The 23,016-nt window shown below is 69.2% G+C and carries 22 protein-coding genes and 1 tRNA gene; 4 read left to right on the top strand and 19 right to left on the bottom strand.

What is annotated here, in order from left to right; genetic code table 11:
- Positions 1 to 27: 27 nt before the first annotated feature.
- Positions 28 to 2,034: a D-alanyl-D-alanine carboxypeptidase/D-alanyl-D-alanine-endopeptidase gene (gene dacB / locus MJQ72_RS11865; protein ID WP_240599248.1), complete on the bottom strand. Its 2,007-nt coding sequence runs from the start codon at positions 2,032 to 2,034 to the stop codon at positions 28 to 30.
- Between the two features lie 167 nt (positions 2,035 to 2,201).
- Here dacB and MJQ72_RS11860 point away from each other — a divergent pair, with 167 nt between their 5' ends.
- On the top strand, positions 2,202 to 2,720 hold the full coding sequence (locus MJQ72_RS11860; RefSeq protein ID WP_016337787.1) for an inorganic diphosphatase: 519 nt from the start codon (positions 2,202 to 2,204) through the stop codon (positions 2,718 to 2,720).
- 159 nt (positions 2,721 to 2,879) lie between these two features.
- On the opposite strand, the gene glyA is transcribed toward MJQ72_RS11860, so the two are convergent.
- From glyA to MJQ72_RS11830, 6 genes are all read right to left on the bottom strand, one after another.
- A complete protein-coding gene (glyA, locus tag MJQ72_RS11855) occupies positions 2,880 to 4,148 on the bottom strand; it encodes a serine hydroxymethyltransferase (RefSeq protein WP_240599247.1) in 1,269 nt (422 codons plus the stop codon).
- A 111-nt stretch (positions 4,149 to 4,259) separates the two neighbouring features.
- Positions 4,260 to 4,673: a hypothetical protein gene (locus MJQ72_RS11850; protein WP_240599246.1), complete on the bottom strand. Its 414-nt coding sequence runs from the start codon at positions 4,671 to 4,673 to the stop codon at positions 4,260 to 4,262.
- Complete coding sequence (locus MJQ72_RS11845; RefSeq protein WP_240599245.1) at positions 4,670 to 5,101, bottom strand: uL11 family ribosomal protein; 432 nt, start codon at positions 5,099 to 5,101, stop codon at positions 4,670 to 4,672. The genes MJQ72_RS11850 and MJQ72_RS11845 overlap by 4 nt, the downstream gene beginning before the upstream one ends.
- A gap of 34 nt (positions 5,102 to 5,135) precedes the next feature.
- Positions 5,136 to 5,657, bottom strand: a complete 522-nt coding sequence (locus MJQ72_RS11840; RefSeq protein ID WP_240599244.1) for a gamma carbonic anhydrase family protein — start codon at positions 5,655 to 5,657, stop codon at positions 5,136 to 5,138.
- A gap of 163 nt (positions 5,658 to 5,820) precedes the next feature.
- On the bottom strand, positions 5,821 to 7,047 hold the full coding sequence (locus MJQ72_RS11835) for a M14 family metallopeptidase (protein WP_240601308.1): 1,227 nt from the start codon (positions 7,045 to 7,047) through the stop codon (positions 5,821 to 5,823).
- A 116-nt stretch (positions 7,048 to 7,163) separates the two neighbouring features.
- Positions 7,164 to 7,751 carry a TetR/AcrR family transcriptional regulator gene (locus MJQ72_RS11830; protein ID WP_016337793.1) on the bottom strand — a complete coding sequence of 196 codons (588 nt, stop codon included), beginning with the start codon at positions 7,749 to 7,751 and terminating at the stop codon, positions 7,164 to 7,166.
- Between the two features lie 123 nt (positions 7,752 to 7,874).
- Here MJQ72_RS11830 and MJQ72_RS11825 point away from each other — a divergent pair, with 123 nt between their 5' ends.
- Positions 7,875 to 8,339: a GreA/GreB family elongation factor gene (locus tag MJQ72_RS11825; RefSeq protein WP_037336264.1), complete on the top strand. Its 465-nt coding sequence runs from the start codon at positions 7,875 to 7,877 to the stop codon at positions 8,337 to 8,339.
- A 55-nt stretch (positions 8,340 to 8,394) separates the two neighbouring features.
- Here MJQ72_RS11825 and MJQ72_RS11820 read toward each other — a convergent pair whose 3' ends face one another.
- The 6 genes from MJQ72_RS11820 to MJQ72_RS11795 all read right to left on the bottom strand — a co-directional run bounded on the left by MJQ72_RS11820 (position 8,395) and on the right by MJQ72_RS11795 (position 14,633).
- On the bottom strand, positions 8,395 to 9,927 hold the full coding sequence (locus tag MJQ72_RS11820) for a PstS family phosphate ABC transporter substrate-binding protein (protein WP_240599243.1): 1,533 nt from the start codon (positions 9,925 to 9,927) through the stop codon (positions 8,395 to 8,397).
- Positions 9,928 to 9,999: 72 nt separating this feature from the next.
- Positions 10,000 to 11,487, bottom strand: a complete 1,488-nt coding sequence (locus tag MJQ72_RS11815) for an NAD(P)/FAD-dependent oxidoreductase (protein WP_240599242.1) — start codon at positions 11,485 to 11,487, stop codon at positions 10,000 to 10,002.
- Positions 11,484 to 11,969 (bottom strand): FAD-dependent oxidoreductase, encoded by a 486-nt coding sequence (locus MJQ72_RS11810; RefSeq protein ID WP_240599241.1) that lies wholly within the window; start codon positions 11,967 to 11,969, stop codon positions 11,484 to 11,486. Before MJQ72_RS11810 ends, MJQ72_RS11815 begins: the two co-directional genes overlap by 4 nt.
- Entirely contained in the window at positions 11,966 to 12,895 is a 930-nt protein-coding gene (locus MJQ72_RS11805) for a hypothetical protein (RefSeq protein WP_007028507.1), read from the bottom strand. The genes MJQ72_RS11810 and MJQ72_RS11805 overlap by 4 nt, the downstream gene beginning before the upstream one ends.
- The gene (locus MJQ72_RS11800) at positions 12,895 to 13,710 is read right to left on the bottom strand and encodes an SDR family oxidoreductase (RefSeq protein ID WP_240599240.1); all 816 of its coding nucleotides are present in this window, start codon (positions 13,708 to 13,710) and stop codon (positions 12,895 to 12,897) included. Before MJQ72_RS11800 ends, MJQ72_RS11805 begins: the two co-directional genes overlap by 1 nt.
- Positions 13,707 to 14,633, bottom strand: coding sequence for an alpha/beta hydrolase (locus MJQ72_RS11795; RefSeq protein WP_240599239.1), 927 nt, complete (start codon positions 14,631 to 14,633; stop codon positions 13,707 to 13,709). The genes MJQ72_RS11800 and MJQ72_RS11795 overlap by 4 nt, the downstream gene beginning before the upstream one ends.
- 44 nt (positions 14,634 to 14,677) lie before the next feature.
- Between MJQ72_RS11795 and MJQ72_RS11790 the strand changes: the two genes are divergently transcribed.
- On the top strand, positions 14,678 to 15,316 hold the full coding sequence (locus MJQ72_RS11790) for a TetR/AcrR family transcriptional regulator (RefSeq protein WP_240599238.1): 639 nt from the start codon (positions 14,678 to 14,680) through the stop codon (positions 15,314 to 15,316).
- An 82-nt stretch (positions 15,317 to 15,398) separates the two neighbouring features.
- On the opposite strand, the gene MJQ72_RS11785 is transcribed toward MJQ72_RS11790, so the two are convergent.
- Positions 15,399 to 15,472: transfer RNA gene (locus MJQ72_RS11785), tRNA-Thr, on the bottom strand.
- Positions 15,473 to 15,613: 141 nt separating this feature from the next.
- Here MJQ72_RS11785 and MJQ72_RS11780 point away from each other — a divergent pair.
- Positions 15,614 to 17,302, top strand: coding sequence for a hypothetical protein (locus tag MJQ72_RS11780; RefSeq protein ID WP_240599237.1), 1,689 nt, complete (start codon positions 15,614 to 15,616; stop codon positions 17,300 to 17,302).
- A 456-nt stretch (positions 17,303 to 17,758) separates the two neighbouring features.
- Here MJQ72_RS11780 and MJQ72_RS11775 read toward each other — a convergent pair whose 3' ends face one another.
- The 5 genes from MJQ72_RS11775 to MJQ72_RS11755 form a co-directional block, all read right to left on the bottom strand.
- Positions 17,759 to 18,955: a DNA polymerase III subunit delta' gene (locus tag MJQ72_RS11775; RefSeq protein WP_240599236.1), complete on the bottom strand. Its 1,197-nt coding sequence runs from the start codon at positions 18,953 to 18,955 to the stop codon at positions 17,759 to 17,761.
- Positions 18,952 to 21,006 carry a dTMP kinase gene (locus tag MJQ72_RS11770; RefSeq protein WP_240599235.1) on the bottom strand — a complete coding sequence of 685 codons (2,055 nt, stop codon included), beginning with the start codon at positions 21,004 to 21,006 and terminating at the stop codon, positions 18,952 to 18,954. Before MJQ72_RS11770 ends, MJQ72_RS11775 begins: the two co-directional genes overlap by 4 nt.
- A 146-nt stretch (positions 21,007 to 21,152) precedes the next feature.
- The gene (locus MJQ72_RS11765; protein WP_240599234.1) at positions 21,153 to 21,560 is read right to left on the bottom strand and encodes a hypothetical protein; all 408 of its coding nucleotides are present in this window, start codon (positions 21,558 to 21,560) and stop codon (positions 21,153 to 21,155) included.
- Positions 21,557 to 21,766: a hypothetical protein gene (locus MJQ72_RS11760; RefSeq protein ID WP_240599233.1), complete on the bottom strand. Its 210-nt coding sequence runs from the start codon at positions 21,764 to 21,766 to the stop codon at positions 21,557 to 21,559. Before MJQ72_RS11760 ends, MJQ72_RS11765 begins: the two co-directional genes overlap by 4 nt.
- Positions 21,767 to 21,779: 13 nt before the next feature.
- The gene (locus MJQ72_RS11755) at positions 21,780 to 23,000 is read right to left on the bottom strand and encodes a hypothetical protein (protein ID WP_240599232.1); all 1,221 of its coding nucleotides are present in this window, start codon (positions 22,998 to 23,000) and stop codon (positions 21,780 to 21,782) included.
- Between the last annotated feature and the right edge of the window lie 16 nt (positions 23,001 to 23,016).

The raw sequence follows: 23,016 nt of genomic DNA, 5'->3' as shown, positions 1-23,016 counted from the left end.
ACTTCCTCACGCTCCGATTCCGGTCGCTCACCTGCAGCCGCATTTGTGCAGTGTCGCCGCGACGACGTCGAGCGCGGCCCTGCCCTTGTTCTGGTCCGAACCGGACGACATCAGCGCGAACACCAGCATCCGGCCGTCGGTGTCCAGCACCACGCCCGCGAGGGTGTTCACCCCGGACAGCGTGCCGGTCTTGCCGCGCACCCAGCCCCGGCCCGCCGCCGAGGCCGGATCGCCGTAGCGTTTCTCCAGCGTCCCGCTGCCACCCGCGACGGGGAGACCGGCCAGCAGCGGCCGCAGCTTGGGCGTCCTCGGGTCCTTGCCGTCCGGCGCCGCCGCGACCGCGAGGATCTCGCCGAGCACCTTGGCCGGGATCTTGTTCTGGTCGGACAGTCCGCTGCCGTCGTTGATCTGGACCCCGGTGAGATCGAAACCGGCCTGTTTGAGCACGTCCATCGTCGCGGTCGCGCCGCCGGTGAACGACGGCTCGGCGCCCTTCGCGAGTGCGATCTGGCGGGCGAGGACGTCGGCCATCAGGTTGTCCGAGAGCTGCAGCAGCGAGTTCGCGAACTCGGTCAGCGGCTGCGACTTGACCTCGCCGAGCACCTTCGCGTCCTTCGGCGCCGTCGTCGTGCCGCCGGCTTGGGCTTCGAGCTTCCCCGCGATCTTCTGGGTCAGCGCGGCGGCCGGGTTCGCGACGCGGGGCGCGTGGTCGTTCTTCGGGTCGGTGCGGCCGCCGTCGGCCATCACGGGGAGGACCGGCGCCATGTAGGTGTTCCCGGCGGCGGTGTCCTCCGGGTCCCAGCCCTTCGCGGCCGTCGGCCCCTTGAACAGGCTGATGTCCAGCTGGACCTTGGAGATCTTGCCGCCGACGGCCTTCTTGACCTGGGCGACGAGGTCGTCGACGTGCGCCGCGCCCGGGTACAGCGGCGAATCGGTGCCCAGCGGCAGCGCGGTCAGCGAGGGGTCGCCGCCCGCGACGAGGACGACCGTGCCCGGTTCCGCGCCCTGGACGATCTTGGTCGAGAACTGCGTCCCGTGCTCCATCGACAGCAGCGCGGCCGCGACGACGAGGATCTTCGTGGTCGACGCCGGGGTCAGCGGGGTGCCGGAGTTCTTGTCCCACAGGACCTCGCCGGACGCCGCGTCCACGACGGTGCCGGTGAGCGTGCCCAGATCCGGCGCACCGGCGGGGCCGGCCAGCGCGGCCGCGAGCCCTTCCTTCGTCGGCCCGGCGCCGTTGATGTCCGGCCCGTGCAGGACCCGGGTGACCCCGGCGGGCTTGGGGATCTCGCCCTTCGGCGCGTTCGGCGCCCAGGGCAGGCCGAGCCGGTTCGACACCTTCGGCATCGCGGCGGCGCCGCCCATCCCGGCGAGCAGCAGGACGACGACCAGCGTCGTGATCAGCAGGGCCTTGCGTTTGCGCTTCGGCTTCGGCGCGGGCGCGGACTCCGTCTCGGCGGCCGGGGGCTCCTGAGACGGCGGCTCGGGCTTCTGGATCCCGACGGTCGCTTCGGAGTCGAAGCGCTCTTCGGCGGGCTCGATGCGGACCGGGCGCGCGTGCATGGTCGCGGACGGGACCGGCGCGGGCGCCGGCGGCTCGACCCTGGCCGGCTCGGGACGGCGCGGCGATTCCTGGGCCGGGGGCTCGGGCCGCGGCTCGGGTCTCGAGGGCTCCTGGTCACGCCGGTCGAACTGATCCCAGTCCGGTTTGTCCGCTTGTTGCGGCTGGACGGGCTGGACGAAGACCGTCTTCGGCGCTTCGGGCTCGACCGGCGTCGCCGGCTCGAACGCGGACCACTTCGGCGTCGGGGTCACCGGAACGTCCGGTTCCTCCTCCACCTCGACGACGGGCTGGAACCAGGAGCCACTTTCGGGTGTGACCTTCGGCACTGACAGCTCTTCGGTCTTGCCGTTCGCCAGCCCCGTCATCGGCAGCCAGACGGTGGCCTCGCCCTCCCCCTTCGGGCCCTTGGGCTCGGTGGATGAGCTGTCCTTGTCGTCCGACGGCCACATCGGGGCATCGTTTTCCGGCACTCAACGCTCCTTCATCCACCGTCCGGGGAAGGGGCCAAGCTCACATACGACCACATCGATGCGACCGCCCGGGACCCCGTGGTCCACACTAGTGAAGACAAGACGATGATTTCGGTGAGCCGTCCGCGACGGCGGGGCGTACCAAAGACGAGAGCAGCGAGGCCGGCGTGGAATTCGACGTCACTATCGAAATCCCCAAGGGGGAGCGCAACAAGTACGAGGTGGACCACAAGACCGGTCGCATCAAGCTCGACCGGACGCTGTTCACCGCCACCCAGTACCCCGCCGACTACGGGTTCATCGACGACACCCTCGGTCAGGACGGCGACCCGCTCGACGTGCTGGTGCTCGTCCAGGAGCCGACCTTCCCGGGCTGCCTGATCCGGTGCCGCGCGATCGGCATGTTCCGGATGACCGACGAGAAGGGCCCGGACGACAAGGTCCTCGCGGTCCCGACGAACGACCCGCGGCTCGAGCACCTCCGCGACATCCACCACCTGAACGAGTTCCACAAGCTCGAGATCCAGCACTTCTTCGAGGTGTACAAGGACCTGGAGCCGGGCAAGAGCGTCGAGGGTTCGACCTGGGTCGGGCGTTCCGAGGCCGAGGCCGAGATCAAGCGTTCGCTCGACCGTGAGACCGACCGGCTGGCCAAGGAGGCCATCGACGGTCCGGCGGCTCACTAGTCGCTCAAGCACCGAAGGGGCCCTTCACCGCATCGCATGCGGTGAAGGGCCCCTTCGCGTCTCGCGTGTGCCGGGTCGCGTCTCGTGAGTGGCAAGGACGGTTCTAACCGTCCTTGCCACTCACGAGCCCCAACGCTTACCCGCCGCCCTCAGCCCCTACTACGCCGAGTAGCCCGGGATCGGGAACGGCGCCAGGAACTCGCGGATCTCGGCGGCGATGGTGTCCAAAGCGGACTGTTCCTCGCCCGCCGCCGCGGTGATCGTGCGGTCGATCCACTCCGCCACCTTGACCTGGTGCTCCGGCTCGAGCCCGCGGGTGGTGATCGCGGAGGTGCCGAGCCGGATGCCGGACGGGTCGAACGGTTTGCGCGGGTCGAACGGCACGGTGTTGTAGTTCAGTTCGATCCCGGCGCGGTCGAGCGCCTGTGCGGCGGGTTTGCCCGGCACGTTCTTGTTCGTCAGGTCGATCAGCAGCAGGTGGTTGTCGGTGCCGCCGGACACGAGGTCGTAACCCCGCTCGACCAGTGCCTCCGCCAGCGCCCGCGCGTTGGCGACGATGCGGTGCGCGTACGCGGAGAACTCCGGCTTCTGCGCCTCACCCAGCGCGACGGCGATCGCGGCGGTGGTGTGGTTGTGCGGGCCGCCCTGCAGACCGGGGAACACCGCCTTGTCGACGGCCTTCGCGTGGTCGGCGTCGGAGAGGATCATCGCGCCGCGCGGGCCGCGCAGCGTCTTGTGCGTGGTCGTTGTGATGACCTGCGCGTGCCCGACCGGCGACGGGTGCGCGCCGCCCGCGACCAGCCCGGCGATATGCGCGATGTCGGCGACCAGCACGGCGTCGACCTCGCGGGCGATCTCCGCGAACGCCGGGAAGTCGATGGTGCGCGGGATCGCCGTGCCGCCCGCGAAGATCAGCTTCGGCCGGTGCTTCAGCGCGAGTTCGCGGACCTGGTCGAGGTCGACGCGGCCGGTCTCCTTGCGGACGCCGTAGCGGACCGGGGTGAACCACTTGCCGGTCGCGGACACGCTCCAGCCGTGCGTGAGGTGGCCGCCGTCCGGCAGCGCCATGCCGAGCACGGTGTCGCCCGGCTGCGCGAAAGCGAGGTACACCGCGAGGTTCGCCGGGGAGCCGGAGTACGGCTGGACGTTCGCGTGGTCGACGCCGAAGACGGCCTTCGCGCGTTCGATGGCGAGGTTCTCGACCTGGTCGATGAGCTGCTGGCCCTCGTAGTACCGCTTGCCCGCGTAGCCCTCGGAGTACTTGTTGGTGAGGACGGTGCCCGTCGCTTCGAGCACGGCCTGGGAAACGTAGTTCTCGGACGCGATCAGGCGGATCTTGTCGTGCTGACGCTTCGCCTCGTCCTCCACGAGCCCCGCGATCTGCGGGTCGGTGGCGGCGAGCGCGGAAAGTTCGGGCTGGTGTGTCATCGGACGTACTCCTGCCAGAGACGGCCGGACCCAGGCGCGCGGTACCGGCCTTGTCGTCGCTTCCCGGTGGTGCTCCACCTCAAATGGCGCCAGTCGCTGGTGCGGACAAGCCTAGAGCACTCGGCGGGACCCGGCGTGCGGACGATGTCCGGCGCACCATCGGCGGCTGCACCCGGCCGTGCGATCACAGAACGCCTGTGCGCAGACGGCACAGCGTTTGATCCGCCGCCAGCCGCCGAACGCGACCAGTTCCGCCAGCCCGGAGGCTCCCGCGACCAGGTCACCGCAGCCGGGCCACGCCGTCACCTGCACCAGCCGCCAGCCCTTTCCGGACTCGGCCAGCCGCGGCGCGGCACCGGTCCCGGCGAGGATCCGGTTGAGCCGGTCGGCGGCGGCGTGTTCGTCCGGCAGCGCCGATACGACGCCGGCGAGCCACGGATTCCCTTGCGCCAGCAGCCTTTCCGCGACTTCGAGGCCCGGGTCGAGGTCGCGGAAAGGCGGGACGATCACGTGCTTGCGCGTCACGGTTCTTCGATCGCGACGCCCATCGAGCGGGCGGTGCCCGCGATCGTGCGCATGGCCGCTTCGACGTCGCCGGTGTTGAGGTCCGGCAGTTTCCGCTCGGCGATTTCGCGCAGCTGCTCCTGGGTCAGCTTCCCGGCGACCTCATGCCCAGGGCGGCCGGATCCCTTGCCGCCCAAGGCCTTCTTGATGAGGAACGACGCCGGCGGGGTCTTCAGCCGAAGTTCGAAGGACCGGTCCTCGAACACCGACACGACCACCGGGACGATGTCGCCGCGCTGCGCCGCCGTCGCCGCGTCGTAGGCCTTCTTGACCTCGACGAGGTTCACGCCGGTCTGCCCGAGCGTCTTCCCGAGGTCGACCACCGGCGCGTTGCCGGCGGTCAGCTCGAGGGTCGCCTGGTGGGTTTTCTTCTTCGACTTCGGTGCCATGCGCCCGAAGCTATGGTCTCCAGTTACTGGAGAGTCAATCGATCGGCTTCACGCTTTCCGCGTGACGGCGTGCCAGCTCCTGATAGATCACCGCGTTGTGCTCGACCCAGCCGCGGGCGGTGCCGTCGAGCGGGACGTGCTTCTTCGCCGGGCTGCCCATCGCGACCGTCTCCGGCGGGATGACCATCCCGGGCGTCACCGTGGCGCCGGCGGCGACCAGCGCCTTCGCGCCGATCTGCGCCTTGTCGAGCACGGTCGAGCCGTTGCCGATCAGGGCCTGCTCGCCGACCGTGCAGTCGTGCACGAGGCACTGGTGCCCGACGGTGGCGTTCTTGCCGACCTCGGTCACGCCGCCGTTGACGTGGATGACCGAGTTGTCCTGGACGTTGGCGCCCTCTCGGATGACGATCTTCCCGAAGTCGGCGCGCAGCACGGCGCCGTACCAGACAGAGGCGCCCTTCTCGACGACGACGTCACCGATCAGGGTGGCGGTGGGGGCGATCCACGCTTCGGGATCCACCTGGGGACGCTGTCCCTCGAATTCGAACATCGGCATGCCCCGCACCCTATGCGCGGGAGCCGAAGGGGACCATGCCCGCATAAGACGCGACGAAAGCGTCCTTCACCGCTGGAATCCAGGCCGGGCGCGCAGCGCCTCCGTTGAGAGCAGCGGCGGGGGCATGGATGGAGCGGTGAAGGACGCTTTCAGCCCACGTGCGTCAGCCGATGGCGGTGTTCAGCAGGAGGTCCACGGCCTTGTCGTTACGCGTGGTCTCCCGGACGATCACCTCGTCGGGCGGGTAGAAGCCGGGGTTCGAACCCCGCGGGTACATCTCGAAGGTGAAGCTCAGGATCTTGTGGGTGCCCCACATCCAGTCGTCGATCGTCCCGTCGGTGATGTACAGGTCGCTCGACTGCTGCGGCGTGTAGCCGTTGGTCGCCGCCAGCTGCCGTCCCAGCGTCTGGAACCGCTGGGCCTCGGCCGCCGTCATGCCGGGTGCGGTGTCGTTGTAGGTGAAGCCGAACGGCCACAGCACGAGCTCCGAGTAGGTGTGGAAGTCGATGCTCGCCTTGATCTGCTGGACGCCGCCGATCTTGCGCGAGTTGACGAAGTTCGACACCGCGCGGGTCTCGGGGGCGGAGAACGCCGACGGGCCGCGGTAGGTCTCGCTGGTGGTCGAGCCCGACGAACCGCCGCAGCAGCCCCAGTTGTAGGCCCAGTTGCGGTTGGGGTCGGTGCCGTTGCCCTGCCGGTTCTTGCGCCAGTACTTGTAGCTGCCTCCGGAGATGTCGTACTCCGAGCCGTCGGGGTTGACGTTCGGGATCACGTAGATCTCGACACTGTCGACGAACCGTTTGATCGCCGGGTCGGAGGCGTAGCCCTGGGTGAACCGGTTCACGATCCGCAGGCACATCTCGGTGGTGAGGTGTTCGCGGGCGTGCTGGTTGCAGGTGAACAGGACCTCGGGCTCGTTCTCGTCGGTGCCGACGTTGTCGCTGATCTTCAGCATGTTCAGCGCCCGGCCCTGATACGAGTTGCCGACGCTGCTCAGCCGCGCGATCGAGCCGAAGTTCGACTGGGCGTTGCGGAGTTCGGTCGTCACCTCGGCGTAGTTGTGGAAGCCGGAGTCCGACGGCGGGAAGTCGTTGATCGCGTTGGTGGTGGGCTTCTCCGACCGGTCGACCACGCCGCGCTGCTCGACGCGGTAGCCGAGCGAACGGATCTTCGCCGCGTCGCGCGCCTCGCCGATGAACGTGGTCGTGCCGCCCGCGGAGCCGAGGACGTCGACGCCCAGCCGGGAGATCTGGGTGCGCTGCTGGGAAGTCCCGGTGCCGAAGATCTCGTAGATCTGGACCTGCGCGTCCTCGGCCTGCTGGTCGGCGGTCGCCGGACTCGCGGCGACCGGGATGGTGAACGCCGCCACGGCCGCGATCGCCACGGCCATGCACCGTCTTATGCGCATCGTCGTCTCCTAGCTCTCAGGCAAGGGAAGGGGAACCTCACCATGACCGGAGCCGGAAGAGGGAACAATCCGTAACGGTACGGATCTAATGCGTATTTCTAGCCGTAGTTCGCGAAACAGAGCGCTTCGATGTCACCGCGCAGTGCGGCGAACGGCCGCCGCCGGACGCGCTGCTGGACGATCGCGCCGAGCAGATAGGACAGCAGGGCCCGCGCCCGCGCCCGCGGGTCCTCGACGTCGAGCGGGGCGAGCAGCTCCGCGAGCAGTTCGGTGATCGAGGTCAGCATGACGTCGATGGCCTGCGGGTGCTGCGCGCGGCCCGCGGCGATCCAGTACTCGAACCAGAGGAAGGCCGCGTTCGGCCGGCCGGAGAACTCGGCGAGGAAGGCCTCCAGGGCGGCGAAGAGCCGCTCATCCGGGTGATCGTGTTTCGCCGATATTTTGCGCAAATCGGCGATGAACGTTGTGATGTGCGCCGCCATGGCGCGGTCGATCAAGACGTCGATGTCCGCGAAGTAGTAATGAATCGCACTCTTCGTGAGCGGCCCGGCGTCCGCGATCGCCCGCACGGTGCAGCCCGCGAGCCCGTCCCTGGCGAGCACGACCCGCGCCGCTTCGACGATCTGTTCCTGTTTCTGCAGCTGATTAGGGGAGAGCCGCGCGCTGCGGCCGGGAACGGCGGTCACGAAGTTCCTTACACCAAGTAGTCAGGACATGAGCCCTGAAGCTTAGGGCAGCCGTCCTGTCCGATCACAGCGGGTGAAAAATCTAGGTGGCTAGCCGCCGATCCGTAGCGGACAATGCCCGGCATGGTGACCTCAGGGGACAACGGGTTCAGCCCGGCCGCACGACGGCAGCTGGAGAAGGAACTCGCCGATCTGCGTGCGCAGCGCGACGCGATGGCGCCGCTCGTCGGCGAGCAGGAACGAACCGGCGACGCCGCCGACCAGGCGGAGGTGCTGGACCGCGCGGAGGCCGCCGCCTACCTCGACCGGCGCATCGCCGACGTCGCCGCGAAACTCGAGCACGGCGGCCGCGACAGCAAGGGCCTGCTCCCCGACGGCACCACCGTCACCCTCAGGTTCGCCGACGGCGACGAAGACGAGCTGCACATCGTCACGATCCCCGGCGAGGACGCGGACGCCTCGACGGTCACCTCGGACAGCCCGCTCGGCCTCGCGCTCGTCGGCGCCAAGGAGGGCGACGAGATCACGTACCGGACGCCGCGCGGCGAGACCAGCGCCACCGTCGTCACGCTGAAGCCGCCAGCCTGACCGTCTCGTGAGTGGTAAGGACGGTTAGAACCGTCCTTACCACTCACGACATCGGTCACGCGCCTGGACGGCACAGCACCGGATTCGCCAGCTCGGCGCACGGCCGGTGCCCATGCGACCGCACGATGTCCTTGCCGACCTGATTCGTCAGGTACCGCAGGAAGCTCGCCACGAGCGAGTCCGCCTTCGGCTCACCGAACGTGTACGCGTACTCCGTCTCCCAGAACGGGTACGCCGCGTGGATCGCGCCCTCCAGCGTCGCCTGGTGGCCGTCGATCCGCACCGGCAGCACGTCCTCACGTTTCGTGGCGGCGCCCAGTTCGCTGTAACCCAGCGCGCCCGGCACGCGCGACACCGCGTCGAGGACGTCGTTCGTGGACGGCTTCGCGCACCGCACCACTCCGGGCTGGGCACCCGGCGCCGGTTTGAGGCAGTCGTCGGAGTTGTCGCCCGGCTCTCGTTTGCCCGCCAGGATCTGGCCCTCGAACGTCCGCCGCGTACCCGAATCGGAATGCCGGTCGACGAGCCGGACCGGCTGGTCCTTGCCGCCGATCTCCCGCCAGTTCGCGATCTTGCCGTCGTAGACGTCGCGGATCTGCGCGAGCGAAAGGTCCTGGACGCCCGCCTCCTTGTTGATCACGAGCGTGAACAGCGAGAACGCGACCGGACGCGGCAGCAGCTGCGGGAAGCCCTCCCCCTTGGCGCCGTCGGAGAACGCCAGCACGCCGTCGTTCCCGGCCTGGTTCAGGCTGCCGAGGCCTTCCGCGCTCCCCCGGGTGTCGAAGACGAACGACGCGCCCGGGCACGTCTTCGAATACGAAGCCGTGGCTTCCTTCAGCACCGGCGCGAAGGCCGTCGACCCGGTGATCGTGAGCTTCCCGGACGCGCAGTCCAGCGGTGGCGGCTTCTCGTCGAAGAACAGGGAGCGGGTCAGCTGGAAGATGCTGATCACCACGAGGAAGAGGATCAGCGCCATCACCGAACCCGTCGGCCCCGTGCGGCTCTTGGTCTCGCGGAGGCTGCCGCCCTTGATCTCGCCGACCACCTGAGGATCGTCGAAATCGTCGGGAGAGCCGTTGGGGATCCGGTCGAGCACGGCGAGGATCTTGTAGTGCGCGCCGCGGTTCAGCGGCACCCTCGGCAGGTCGATCACGCCCGACGGCCGTTCGGGATTCTCGTCGCGAGCGCCGAAACCGGAGTCGTCGCCGAAGCATTCGTGCAGATGCGGCGAGCTGAGCTCGGTCACCACCATCCCGGCCACGGTGCGGCCGGGGAATTTCACGCGGATGCCGACGCGGTCGTTCTCGTTGACCGCGTAGTCGTCGGTGTCGATGTCGGTGGTGCCGTTGTTCTCGATGCGCAGCAGCACGAACGACGGATCGACGAGCCGCTCGCCGTTCTCGTGCTGCAGCTGCGCGAGCGCGTCGGCCGTCGGCGCGAACCCGCGCCCGGACGCCGTCGGGGTGTCCATCTGCACGCGGTAGCCGAGCCGTTTGCGGCCGACGAGCACGAACTCCCACAGGAACGCGACGGCCGGGACGCCGATCCCGGCCACCGCGAGCAGGACGTCCCAGGGAAAGCCTTCCAAGACCAGCCTCCAGGTTCGGGGAATCGAACCTAAGGCCCGTCACGGCCGGGGACGGCGGACTTCAGCCAGTGTTCACCGGCCGTCCGCGAAGGCGTAGTCGTCGAGGTCGACGAACCGGCTCGTCACCATCGTTTCCAGCGTGGGCGAGGCACGGAAGGGCACGTCCCCGTTCGCGTCGAAGTAGTAGCTGTTGGCCAGCGAACAGCTGTCCTGGAAGAACACTTGGTGCTTGCGCCGGTCCAGCATGCTCCGGAAGTACCGGTCGTTGGCCTCGTTCGTCACCTCCACGCGCGTCGCGCCGGTCTTCCGGGCGTTGCGCAGGCAGCGGATGATGTGCGCGGTCTGCGTCTCGATGAGGTTGAAATACGAGGAACCGTTGTAGCCGTAGGGCCCGAGGATGGTGAACAGGTTCGGGAAGCCGGGCACGCTGACCCCCTGATACGCCTGGAAGCGGTTCTCCTCCCAGAACTTCTCCAGGTCGGCGCCGCCCGTTCCGCGCACGGTGAAGGCGGGCATGTTGCCCTTCTCGAACACCTTGAACCCGGTCGCCAGCACCAGGACGTCGACCGGATACTCGGTGCCGTCGACGGTGCGCACACCGGATTCGGTGATCGCGTCGATGCCGGTGGTCTCCAGCGTGACGTCGTCCCGGTTGAAGGTCTGGAGGTATTCGTTCGAGAAGCTCGGCCGCTTGCAGCCCAAGGCGTAGCGCGGGGTCAGCTTCTCGCGGGTTTCCGGATCCTTGACCGCACGGCGCAGATGCGCGCGCCCGATCCGTTCGCCCGCGCCGGCGGTCGGCAGCAGGTTGTGGAAATGCGCGGCCAGCGGGAAGGTCACCTCGACGAGGGCCTGGCTGGCCAGGCGGGACACCAGTTTCGCGCCCGGCAGCCGTCGCAGCGCGAGTCGCGCCGTCCTGGGCAGCACGGCGTCGGGTTTGGGCAGGCACCAGATCGGCGTGCGCTGGAACACCGTCAGGTGGGCCGCTTCCGGCGCGATGGACGGGATCACCTGCACGGCCGAGGCGCCGGTGCCGACGACGGCGACGCGTTTGCCCCGCAGGTCGACGGAGTGGTCCCAGCGCGCGGTGTGCATGACCGTGCCCCGGAAACGGTCGATCCCGTCGATGTCCGGCGGTTTCGGCTGGGTGAGCACGCCGGTGGCGCCGACGACGAACCGTGCCGTCAGCGGCCGGCCCTCGGCGGTTTCGAGGCGCCACAAGTGCGTTTCGTCGTCGAAGGTCGCGGAGACGACCTTGCTGCCGAGGCGCGTGCGGCGGCGGATGTCGTACTTGTCGACGCAGTAGTCGGCGTACGCCTTCAGCTCGCGGCCGGGCGCGTAGACCCGCGACCAGCCGGAGATCTGCTCGAACGAGAACTGGTAGCTGAACGACGGGATGTCGACGGCGACACCGGGATAGGTGTTCCAATGCCAGGCGCCGCCGACGCCGTCGCCCTCCTCCAGCATCAGGAAGTCCTCGAAACCCGCCTTGTGCAGCAGGATCGCGGCGCCGATGCCGGAGAAGCCCCCGCCGATGATCGCGATCTCGTGGTCCGGCTTCATGCGGGAAGTCCTTCCTTGGCGAACAGCGAACTGGCGCCGAGCACGACGACGTCGGCCTGATGCTCGATACCTTCGGCGGTGCGGATTCCGTGCGGCGCGAAGGCGTAGACCGGCCAGGTGACGAGCTTGCAGCCAGGCCGCCGGAGCGCGCCGTAGTAGCCGAGGCCCGGCGCCGTCCGCCGCGAGCCGAAGCGGCGGTCGGGCGTCAGGAGCCTGCGGATCCAGGGGTCTTTCACCTGCCAGCGCAGGAAGACCTTGGCGACGGCGACGCCGAGGACGGCGGGCCCGGGGACCGGCATCGGCACCACCCAGTCCGGCTCCTCCTGGAACACCTTCACCGACCGCGCGGTGGCCATCACCTCGGGCACGATCTGCGCCGCCTCGCGGCCGGGCGCGACCACGGCGACGCGCTGCCCGGTGAAGTCGTGCCCGAACCATTCGGTGCCGCGCAGCACCTCGCCCCGGAATTCGCCGAGGCTCATGACGCGACCGGCTCGTGGGTGATCTCCTCGGTCCACGACTGCGGCTTTCCCAGCAGCCGCGCGGGGATCAGGCGGGTCACCTTGACCATCGGGTCGGCGAGCAGCCGGTGGTAGACGTGCGAGCGGTCGACGATCATCGCCGCCTGCGCCTTGAGCACGTGATACGCCGGGATGCGTTTCGTGAACTCGCCGCGGCCGCCGATGGTGGAGAACCGCTTCACGGCGTTGTACAGCTTCTTCTCCGGCAGGCCCATCGCCACGATGTTGTCCCGCATCTTGTTGATCAGCGGCACGAACACCACGATCAGGCCGAGGACGATCTGGGGTTTGAGCGAGCCGATCGATTCGGTGAGCAGTTTGGTCGTGGATCCGGCGCCGATCAGCTCCAGCACCTCGAAATCGGCCGTGATGTGCCGGGCCTCGTCGGAGTTGATATGCCGGAACACCTGGTGGCACACCGGATCGGAGACCTCTTCCAGCAGGAACTTCACCAGTGCGCCGTCCAGCGCGCATTCCAGCAGCGGGATGAGCGTGGCGAGCGCCGTCAGCGGCAGCGTGTCGCCGTAGTCGTCGAGGACCTTGATGGCGAGCTTGACGTTGATGTTCGGCTCGGGCATCGAACCGTGCTCGTCGAGCATGCCCCAGCGTTTCATCAGCGCCAGTTCCGCGTTGGCGTGTTTCTGTTCCTCCGCGTGGAAGTAACGATAGATCTCCTGGATCACCGGCGTCGGCGCCTTCTTGGCCAGCGAGGCGAACCCGCGCGCGCCGACGTGCTCGATCCACACGAGGTCGGCCATGAACGGCCGCATCTTGGCGCGCAGTTCGTCGGTCATCGTCTCCGCGCCGGGCGCGTCCCAGTCGATGTCGGCCAGCGACCACTGCTTGTCCTTGATCGTCTGGAGCATCGCGGCGAAGTCGTAGGCCATCACTTCTCCTTTTCGGCGGGCAGGAACCGGCCGAGCAGGCCGGCGATCCGCGTGTACGGGACGGGCACGAAACGCTTGGCGTGCCAGAGAAGCTGAGCGTCGGGTTGCGGCACCACATAGAGGCGGCCGCGGTCGTGGGCGTCGAGCGTCATCTTCGCGACGCGCTCCGGCGAGAACCCGACCACGTCGGAAACGCGCTTGGCGAGCCCACGGGCCCCGTCCTCGATGAGCTCGCCGCCGAAGATGTTGGTGCGCACGAAGGTCGGGCACAGGACGGTGACCGCGACGCCGGTGCCGGACAGTTCCGCGGCCAGCGTTTCGGAAAGGCTGACGACGCCCGCCTTGCTCACGTTGTACGCGGCCATCCTCGGCGCGGCGGTGAAACCGGCGGCCGAAGCGACGTTGATGACGCCGCCCGCCTTCGCCGCGCGCATGGCGGGAACGAAGGTGTGGCAGCCGTGGATCACGCCCCAGAGGTTCACGCCGAGGGTCCGTTGCCAATCGGACAGCGGGCTCTCCCCGACGAGTTTGCCGCCCGCGCCGATCCCGGCGTTGTTGACGACGAGGTCCGGCTCGCGGCCGAACCAGGACCGCGCCTGGTTCGCCAGGTCGGCGACTTCGTCCACATCGGACACGTCGCAGGCGATGGCGACCGCGTCCTTGAGCATCTTCGCGGTTTCTTCGGCGGCTTCGAGGTCGATGTCGGCGCAGACGACCCGGCTGCCGCGCCGGGCGAGCTCGGCCGCGATCGCCCTGCCGATCCCGCTGCCCGCGCCGGTGACGACGGCCTGTGCCCCGTGGGTCCGTTTGGTCATGCCGCCCTCACGATCGCCGGGAGATTGCCGGTGAGGAAGCGGCAAGCCCGCTCCATCGCCGGTGCCGCTTCGGGAATGAAGCGGGTCAGTGCCTGGAAGACGTGCATCTGGCCGGGGACCACGTCGAGTTCGCAGTCCGCCCCCGCGCGGCGCAGGGCCCTGGCCAGCTCGATGGCGTCCGCGGCAAGCATTTCGAGCCCGCCCGCCTGGATGATCGTCGGCGGGAAGCCCTTGATGTCGTCGAAGGCGAAGCGCAGCCGCGCCGACGCGAGGTCGGCGTCCACTGTGTACAGACCGACCAGCCGCGCGGCCGCGGCGGCGGAGATCATCGGATCCGGGCTCATGCGTTCCCGTTGGGCGGCCAGCGAAAACGTCACGTCGAACAACGGCGAGAAGAGGGCGAGCGCGGCCGGTGGGTCTTTTCGTTCCCGGATCAGCTGCGCGGCGAGGTCGACCGCGAGATGCCCGCCCGCGGAGTCGCCCGCGACGAGGATCCGGCGATAGCCCTGGCCGAGAAGCCGGTCGTAGGCCGCGCGGACGTCGTCGGCGGCGCTCGGGAAGCGGTGCCGCGGCGCGAGCCGGTATTCGCAGGCGAAGACCGGCAGCCCGGTGCCTGCGGAGACCCGTGTGGTCAGCCCGCGATGCGTGCGCGCCGAGCAGAGCGCGTAACCGCTGCCGTGGATGTAGAGGACCACGGCGTTGCCCTCGCTCACGTCGGGCGCGCGGACCCACTCGCCGCGGATGCCGGGCTCGATACGGCTCCCCTTCAACGGCGGCGAAGCCAGCCACAAACCGCTCGCGATGAAGGCCCGGGAGAACGCGACCCCCGCCCGGTTGGCCGGGATCGCGTTGGCGATCGGCCGCACGAAAGCGGACGTCAGCGCGGAGGCCACCCCGGCGCGCAGGCCATTCTGCGGTCGCATGCCCTCAGAATGAATCTGAGGGCACCTGCTGTCAAGATGGAGGAGTGACCGCGTCCCGCCGCTACAGCGGCAAAACCGCCGACGAACGCCGCGCCGAACGACGGCTCGCCCTGCTCGGCGCCGCACTCGACATCTGGCAGGAACAGGGCTGGGCGGCGGTCACCATGCGCGGCGTCTGCGCGCGGGCGAACCTGACCGACCGGTACTTCTACGAGAGCTTCGCCAACCGCGACGCGCTGCTGGCCACCGCCTGGGAACAGGTCCGCGACGAGACCCTGCGGATGGTCCTCGACGCCGTCGCCGCCCGCATCGAGCAACCCGCACTGGACCAGCTCCGCGCCGCCGTCGACGTCGTCGTGCACCACGTGCAGGAAGAGCCGTCACGCGCGCAGATCCTGTTCGGCGACCACGCGGGCAGCGCGGTGCTGGAGCAACTGCGGCGGCAGACCGTCCAGGAGACCACCGGCCTGCTGATCGACCTGGCGCGGCCGCATCTGAAACCGGACGTGGACGGGCTGGAGTTCCGGGTCAATGTCCTGCTGGGCATCGGCGGCTTCGTGGAGATCATGCTCGCGTGGCGCTCCGGGCTGCTCGACGCGGACGCGGACACCCTCGTCGACCACCTCACGGGAGTGGGCACCTCGCTGTCGCGGATGTTCCTCAAGGGTGACACCAACGGGTGAACTTTCCGGGTGCTCTCCGCACCGGGCCCGAAATGCGTCAGGGCCTCATCCGGAGTGTTCCGAATGAGGCCCTGACCTGCGGAGCCGCCTAGGGGAATCGAACCCCTGACCTATTCATTACGAGTGAATCGCTCTGGCCGACTGAGCTAAGGCGGCGGACATCGGGCTCGCACCCGATGACGGAGACAAGTGTAGCGGAGGCTTGAACGTCACCTTCCAGGGCCACCGTCGTTAAGGTCCTATGACGCCGGTCTCAGTCCCCCAAGATCGGCCCATCCCCCACTGGAGGACCTGTTCATGCGGCAACGACTGCCCCGTGTGCTGGCGCTTCCCGCCGCCGCGGCCCTGCTACTGCTGACCGCGGCTCCGGCGACCGCCCAGACGATCCCGACGACGCCGATCCCCGATCCGGCGAATCCGGGACAGCCGCCGATGTCGGCGCCGATCGGGCCGCAGCCGCTGGGCAAGGCCGTCGGTGACGCGGGGGCGGCGCTCGGCGTGCTCCGGTTGCTGCCGAACGCGGTGCCGACCAGCGCCATCCTGCCCGGAGCGGGCGAGATGCTGCCGAAGCAGTCCGCGCTCGAAGCCGGGATGGGGCTTTCCAGCGCTCAGGCCAACTCCGAGGCCTACCTGAACTACGAAAAGGCGATCGCGCAGTCGTCGCCGTTCGGCCTGTCCGCGGCCGGCAACGCGCCGCAGACTCCGGGCAGCCTCGTGCAGACAGCGCTGCCGGACAACCCGAAGCCGATCAGCGGCGGCCTCAACGCGCCGAAGAACCCGCTGTTCAACCTCGGCCTGCTCAACGGTCAGGCGCACGCGCGCTGGAGCCCGACGCTCGGGCCGTGCGTCGGCACGATCGCCGATTCGAGCACGTCGATCGCGAACCTCGCGCTGCTGCCGACCATCCCGAACATCCCGGGCGCCGACCAGCTCACTCAGGCCTCCGAGCAGCTCAAGGCCGGCCTGTCCGCGCTCGGCCCGCTGGCGAACCTTGGCGGGCTGCTTTCGGGCACCAGCACCAACGCCGACGGCAAGGGCGCGGTGCTGAGCCTGCCGAACACGCTGTCGTCGCGTTCGGTCGTGCGGCTGGTCGACATCCCCGGCTCGAAGAACAAGGCCGTCGAATCGACGTCGACCCTGCAGGCGGCCAACATCGAACTGCTGAAGGGCACGCCGCTCGGCCTGACGATCAAGGTCGCCAGCCAGCCGACGCTGCGGGTCACCTCGACCGGCGACAAGAAGACGTCGAAGGTCGAGTACACCGCGCCGGTGCTGCAGATCGTCCGCGGCGACAAGGTGCTGTTCACCCTCGACGCGAACAACCCGACCAAGGACATCCCGATCGGGATCCCGCTGCCGTCGCTCAAGCAGGTCCCGGGTTTCGACCAGCTGAAGAACGTGCCGGTCGTCGGCGGGCTCGCCGAGCTGCTGAACGGTGCCACCAAGCAGCTTCCCGGCGGTGAGGCCGGAAACGGGCTCACGCTCGACATCGGGGTGCTGAAGCTGTCGATCGCCGGGCTGAACCAGAAGTCGAGCGACATGACCTCGCCGTTCAAGGGATTCCAGATGGGTGCCTCGGCGCGGCTGCTGGATCTGCAGATCCTGCCGACGACGGCGCTGCAGAAGGCGCTGCCGCCGGACGCGGCGAAGAAGCTGCCTTCGTCGCTGGCCCAGGTCTCGCTCGGTGAGCAGATCGCGCGGGCGTACGCGCCCGCCGGTGGCGTGGAGTGCGGCACGGCTCAGGCGCCCCCCGCGGGGAACAACGGTGGCGCGGCGCCGAAGGGGCCGGTCAAGAACCTGGCGTACACCAACGCCGCCTACGACACGGTGCCGATGTTCTGGTCGGGTACGGCGATGCTGCTGCTCGGTGTCGTTCTCGTGGCCGCCATGCCGGGACGTCGCCGGCTCGCCGTGGTTCCCGTTCCGGTGGCGAAGAAGCCTTTCAAGCCTTCGCCGCGTCCGCGCTCTCTGGGCTCGGAGGACTAGACGGGGCGAGGAGGGTGATGAACGGTCCTTTCACTCCCGCGTGAAGGGACCGTTCGTACCTTGATCGTCTTCGGGGCCTTCGCCGCTTTTGACGCGGCGGGGGCCCCTTTTCGCTTGCGGTGACTGTGTGGATTTTGGTGCGTTGGATGACCTGAAATCCACACGGTCGCTTGGTCGAGGGTGTGTGGAAATAGGGATACTCAACGTCTCTGTTTCCACACACCCCTGACCCTGCGCTCCCGACTTCGGCGGCCTTCGCCCTCTGCCCAGCCGCGATGTCCCCATGCGGCATTGGCCCCCGTCGAACCCGAAGCGCCTTCACTTACCCACAGCAGTTGTCCACAACCATCCCCACCTGTGGACAACTCCCGCGACCAGCCGTTTTCCCCCTCCACCCCCGGTAGACTGGACTCGGGGTCGCCCCCCTGGGACGGGCGGGGGCTGGGGTAGCGCGGATCAGCCTTGGCGCAGGGTGGTGACCATGGCTTCGACGGCGATCCTCGGCTTCACGTTCAGGTCGATGGCCTCGCGGCATTCCAGGACGGCTTCGAGCCGCCGCAGGATCGAGTCCGGCGCCCAGGCGGAGGCGGCCTGCGAGATTTCCGAGGCGTGGTCGGGATGGTTCAGCGTCGCGCCCGCGCCGCTCGCGGTCACCAGCACGTCCCGGTAGAACGCGGCCAGGTCCACCAGCGCCAGGTCGAGGGTGTCCCGCTGCGTTCGGGTCGCGCGGGATTTCTGGCGCTTCTCGAGCTGCTTCACGGCGGCTTCGGCGGCGCGTTTCGCCCCGGAGACACCCTTTCCGGTGCCGTCACCGCCCATCGCGGTGCGGAGTTCGGAACGTTCGGCCTCGTCGCGGACCTTGCTCTCCTCGCCCGCGTCGGCCTCCGCCGCGCTGATCAGCTGATCGGCGCAAGTGAACACATCGGACGGTCGGCGCAGGCCGAGCGGGATCCGCAGCACCGTCGCCCGCCGCTGCCGCGCCGCCTCGTCGGTCGCGAGCCGCCGCGCGCGGCCGACATGTCCACTGGAGACGGACGCGGCCCACCGCGCCCGCTCGGGATCGATGCCGTCCCGCTCCATCAGCACCTGCGCGATCGCCTCCGGCGGCGGCGTCCGCAACGTGACCAGACGGCACCGCGAACGGATCGTCACCGACACGTCGTCCGGGTGATCCGACGGCGCGCACAGCAGGAACACCGTGCGGTCCGGCGGCTCCTCGACGGCCTTCAGCAACGCGTTCGACGCGCCTTCGGTCAGCCTGTCCGAATCCTCGATGACCACCACCTGCCACTTCCCGGTGGTCGGGCGGCGGGCGGCGGCCTGCACCAGGGAACGCATTTCCGCGACCGAGATCGAAAGGCCCTCCGGCACGACGAGTTTGACGTCCGCGTGCGTCCCGGCCATCACGGTGCGGCAGCCAGGGCACTCGCCGCAGCCCGTTCCGGTGCTGCACTGCAACGCCGCCGCGAAAACCCGCGCGGCCGTCGAGCGGCCCGAACCCGGCGGGCCGGTGATCAGCCAGGCGTGGGTCATCGCGCCGGGCGCGACGGGCTGGTTGTCGATGATCCGGGCGGCCGCCGTCGACGCCGAAGAAAGCGTGCGCGCGGCCGGCTCCTGGCCGACGAGCTGCTTCCAGACACCGATCAGCGTCATCTCGCTTCGACCTTCTCCTCCGCCGGAGCGAGCCCGGCGAGCCTGCCGACGAGCACCGCGCGGATCGCGGTCCGCACCCGGTCGCTCACTTCGTCCTCGGTACCTTCCGCGTCGACCACGACATACCGGTCCGGGTCGGCGGCGGCCATCTCCGTGAGCAGATGCTGCACCCGCCACTGCGCGTCCAGCGACTCCGACTTCCGCATCACCGTGCCGGGATCGGCGTCGAGCAGGATGGTGATGTCGGGCCGCAACCGGCCGGTCGCCCAGTCGGCGAGCCCTTCGAGCTCCTGGCTGTCCAGCCCGGCGACCGCGGACAGATGCGCCAGCGGCGAATCCACGAACCGTTCCATCACCACGACGGAACCGGCGTCGAGCGCGGGCTGGATGTCCCGTTCCACGATGTCCGCCCGCACCGCGGCGGCGGCCAGCGCCTGCGCCCGCGCACCGGACAGCGAAGCGCCGGCGACGAGCTTCGCGAGCCGCTGATCATCCAGCGCCGGGTCGGCGGCCAGCACGACCGGACGCGTACCCGCGCGCAGCCATTCGGCCAGCCGCGCGGCCTGTGTCTCGGTGTTGATCGCCCGCGTGCCTTCGAGCGCGATCAGCAGCCCGTTCACCCGGCGCGGGCTGCGGCGCAAAGCGTTGCGGAGGTCGGCGAGGATCGGTTCCGCCCGCCGGTCGTCCATCTGCCGGTACGCGAAGATGCCGGCGAGCAGCGCGAGGACACCGCCGCCGAGCATCACCGGCCGCGTCCCGTCGATCGTGATCGGGCTGCCGAACACCTCGATCTTGCGGGTGTGGACCAGGCTGATCAGCAGCGGCACCAGCACGGTCGAGCCGAACAGCACGATCTTCATCAGCGACTGGTAGATCGCGTTGATCCGGCCGCGGACGGCGTCCTCGATCCGTGAACCGATGATCGTGACCCCGGTCAGGAACGCCGTCCCCGCCCAGACCCCGACCGCGGCGACCGCGACCAGCGAAACGGCGAGATGCGGCGACAACGCCACCACGACGAGACACAGGCCCGCGGCGACGATCGAGATCCCGAACAGCCGGTCGTGCGCGAGCCGCCGCGCGAGCTTCGGGGCCACCGCCATCCCGGTGGCGAGCCCGAGGAACACGGCGAGGACGAGCAGGTTGAACGCCGCGTCACCGGCGAGCAGGCTGGACGAGTACGGCTTGGCCGAACCGATCACCGCGCCACCGGCGGCGAACGCCCCGAAAGCGCCGATCATCAGCCCGCGCACCAGCGGCGTCGTCCGCACGAACCGGGCACCGTCGGCGATCATCTGCCGGAAGCCGAACTTCTCCTCGTCGGCGGGCTTGACCTTGGGCTTCTCGACCGCGTGGACGTTGCGCAGCGACAGCTCGGGGATCCGGGTCGCGATCACGATCGCGCTGGTCAGGTACAGCAGGCCGGTGATGACGACGGCGACCTTGGCGATGCCGAGCTGCGCGTCGCCCTGGAAGAAGTGGAACGTGGTGTTGCTACCGGTGAGCACGGCGTTCGCCCCGGCCGCGGTGATCACCGCGAGGCCGTAGGTCATCACCATGCCGAGCTGGTTGGCCGTCTCGACCTGGTCCGGGCGGCGCAGCAGGTTCGGCACCGCCGCGTCCTTCGACGGGATCCACATCATCGAGCAGCAGCCGACCAGGAAGTTGCCGACGAACACCCACCACGGCGTGCCGACGAACGCGATCGACAGCAGGAACCCGCACCGGCCGAGGTCGCAGAGCACCATCACCTTGCGCCGGTCGAACCGGTCGGCGAGCAGCCCGCCGAGCGGGGCGAACAGCAGCCCCGGCAGCAGCGACGTCAGCACGACCCCGACGAACGCGAAGTTCTGCGCGGCGTAGTTGTCGGTCAGCTTGGTGACCAGGCCGGTCAGCGTGAGGAGGTTCAGCCAGTCCGCGACACTGCACAGGTACGAGACGCCCCAGATCCGGCGGAACGGCTTGATCGCCAGCACCCGCCGCACGCGGTGCATGGTGGAAGCGTCACGCCCCGACGGACCACTCGTGCCCGCCTCGGGCACCGACTGCACGCCCTCGCTGATACGCCCACCCCACTAGTCACGCGGCGCCGGGGTGCGACCCGGGTCAACACCGGGTACCCCGACCGTATGGCCAGGGTATCCCGATGGGTGAGGTCAGGACGGACGGCCCCGTCCGGCGGTATCCACCGGACGGGTTACCCGAAGATTCCCGCGATGCTGTTGAACAGGCTGGCCAGCAGCTGGATGGCGAGGACCGCGAAGACGATCATGAGGGCGATCGCGATCATCACCCCGGCCGTGTTCGACGACGGTTTCCCGAGCCTCGGCATCTGCATGGAACGCTTGGCGCGCCGCAGTTCGACCTCGGCCTCGTCGTCGACATCGACCGGTTCTTCCGGCTTCGGGCGGCGGGGCTGACGGATCAGCTGAGACGGCCTCGACGGCCAGGTGCGCTGCTGGGGAAGGATCCCGATCGGCGCAGCGCCCTGCTCACCCACCGTGCTGACGACCTTGGCGGGCGACGGGGCGGCGGTCTGCTCCGCGCCCGGGCTTTCGGCGGGCCGCTCGTCCGCGAGCATGGCCGCGCTGACCATCCTGCTCACGACTTCGGGTCGTGCTGGACCGGACCCGGCACCTGCACGTGGACTTCGTCGGCGCCCGCCGACGGATCGGCTTGGGCCGTCGTGCCGGTCGTGACCAGCCCGGACAGCGGGTCGGCGAACGTGTCGCCCGGAGGATCTGCCTGAGTGCCATCGCCTTTCACGAAGTCGGGGGCATCGAAGAAGGGAGTTCCGCCCTTCCCGCTCATGGTGACCACCTCACTACGGAATGTCCTCTGCTTCCAGGGTAACCACCTCGGCCCGCCGCACATCCGCCCAATGGGCCAGATAAATGTCACGCGCCGCGAGGCTGATCTTCACATCCTCCAGCAAAGGTTCGAAGAAAGAACGCCGGTACCGAACGTCCGTCGCGGTCGATGCGGCGAAGTACAGACCGGAGAACACGGCGAGGAAAACGGAGACGTTGACGAGCGCGGAACTCACCGGGAGGGGGACACCCAGCAGTGTCCCGGGCGCCGATTCACGGCCGGCGAACTCCGTCACGACCTCCGGGCTGAGGATCAGCACCCCGAACACGACGAAGAACGCGAACACCAGCACCCCGAACGCCACGATCTGCACCGCCTGGGCGAAGAACAGCACCAAGGCGATGTTCAAGCGCTCGGTCTTCGTCAACGCGCGCCTGCCCGGTGGCGGGGTGTCGTCGTCGAACGGCGTGCCACGCAGCACGGTCGCACCGGGCTCCACGGTCCAGGACTTCAGCTCCTTGATCTCGTCGGACAGCATCGACGCCAGGAACACCGCGCCGATCAGCACGAGGAAGCCGGCCACCAGCCACAACCGGCCCGGGGTCAGCCGTTCCACGGCCTGCCACAGCTCGGCGGTGAAGAAGCTGAACATCACCACCAGCAGGAGCAGCGGCAGCGCCCGCGACGCCAGCGTGCCGATGGCCCTGACCTGGGCGACCGCGCTCCGTGCCGCCCAGGTGAGGATCGAACCGACGCCGATCCGGACCAGGAACATCAGCACGGCCAGCGCGACCAGGTTGGTGAGCACGGCGACCCACAACGGGTTGTCCCACGACACCAGCCCGGTGAGCCGTTCGCCGAGCGGCAGCACGACCAGCCAGAAGCCGATCGTCGCCGCCATCACGGCCAACCGCACCCTGGTGCGGCTCAGCACGCGAAGCAGCTTCGCCATCAGCCGTCCGGCGATCACCGGCACCACGACCACGGCGAAGGTCAGCGCCAGCACGCCCAGCACGTAGCCGACGCCGCTGCTGCGCATCCGGGCCGCGAGGACGTCCTCGGGGACGTCGAGCAGCTTCAGCAACGCGGCCAGCAGCAGGTCGAGCAGGCACAGGAACACCAGCCCCGGCGTGGACCGGCGCAACATGCCCGCTCCGCGCCTCCGCCGGTGGATGACCATCGGCAGCCCTCGCCGCCGGAACCACGCGTCGGCCGCGCGCCGATCCAGGTCCATGCCCGCCCTCCCCAGT

The sequence above is a fragment of the Amycolatopsis sp. EV170708-02-1 genome (genome assembly GCF_022479115.1).
Classification (GTDB): Bacteria; Actinomycetota; Actinomycetes; order Mycobacteriales; family Pseudonocardiaceae; genus Amycolatopsis.
Note: the sequence above shows the minus strand (reverse complement) of the source record. Positions and strands in the feature narration are given on the sequence as shown.

Bases quoted from the DNA above. Each gene is read 5' to 3' on its own strand.
- MJQ72_RS11760 (WP_240599233.1), bottom strand. From the start codon at position 21,766: ATGAGCGGGAAGGGCGGAACTCCCTTCTTCGATGCCCCCGACTTCGTG.
- MJQ72_RS11825 (WP_037336264.1), top strand. From the start codon at position 7,875: ATGGTGACCTCAGGGGACAACGGGTTCAGCCCGGCCGCACGACGGCAG.
- MJQ72_RS11815 (WP_240599242.1), bottom strand. From the start codon at position 11,487: ATGAAGCCGGACCACGAGATCGCGATCATCGGCGGGGGCTTCTCCGGC.
- MJQ72_RS11835 (WP_240601308.1), bottom strand. From the start codon at position 7,047: ATGGCCGTGGCGATCGCGGCCGTGGCGGCGTTCACCATCCCGGTCGCC.
- MJQ72_RS11845 (WP_240599245.1), bottom strand. From the start codon at position 5,101: ATGGCACCGAAGTCGAAGAAGAAAACCCACCAGGCGACCCTCGAGCTG.
- glyA (WP_240599247.1), bottom strand. From the start codon at position 4,148: ATGACACACCAGCCCGAACTTTCCGCGCTCGCCGCCACCGACCCGCAG.
- MJQ72_RS11775 (WP_240599236.1), bottom strand. From the start codon at position 18,955: ATGACGCTGATCGGTGTCTGGAAGCAGCTCGTCGGCCAGGAGCCGGCC.
- MJQ72_RS11755 (WP_240599232.1), bottom strand. From the start codon at position 23,000: ATGGACCTGGATCGGCGCGCGGCCGACGCGTGGTTCCGGCGGCGAGGG.
- MJQ72_RS11780 (WP_240599237.1), top strand. From the start codon at position 15,614: ATGCGGCAACGACTGCCCCGTGTGCTGGCGCTTCCCGCCGCCGCGGCC.
- MJQ72_RS11840 (WP_240599244.1), bottom strand. From the start codon at position 5,657: ATGCCGATGTTCGAATTCGAGGGACAGCGTCCCCAGGTGGATCCCGAA.
- MJQ72_RS11805 (WP_007028507.1), bottom strand. From the start codon at position 12,895: ATGGCCTACGACTTCGCCGCGATGCTCCAGACGATCAAGGACAAGCAG.
- MJQ72_RS11800 (WP_240599240.1), bottom strand. From the start codon at position 13,710: ATGACCAAACGGACCCACGGGGCACAGGCCGTCGTCACCGGCGCGGGC.
- MJQ72_RS11810 (WP_240599241.1), bottom strand. From the start codon at position 11,969: ATGAGCCTCGGCGAATTCCGGGGCGAGGTGCTGCGCGGCACCGAATGG.
- MJQ72_RS11795 (WP_240599239.1), bottom strand. From the start codon at position 14,633: ATGCGACCGCAGAATGGCCTGCGCGCCGGGGTGGCCTCCGCGCTGACG.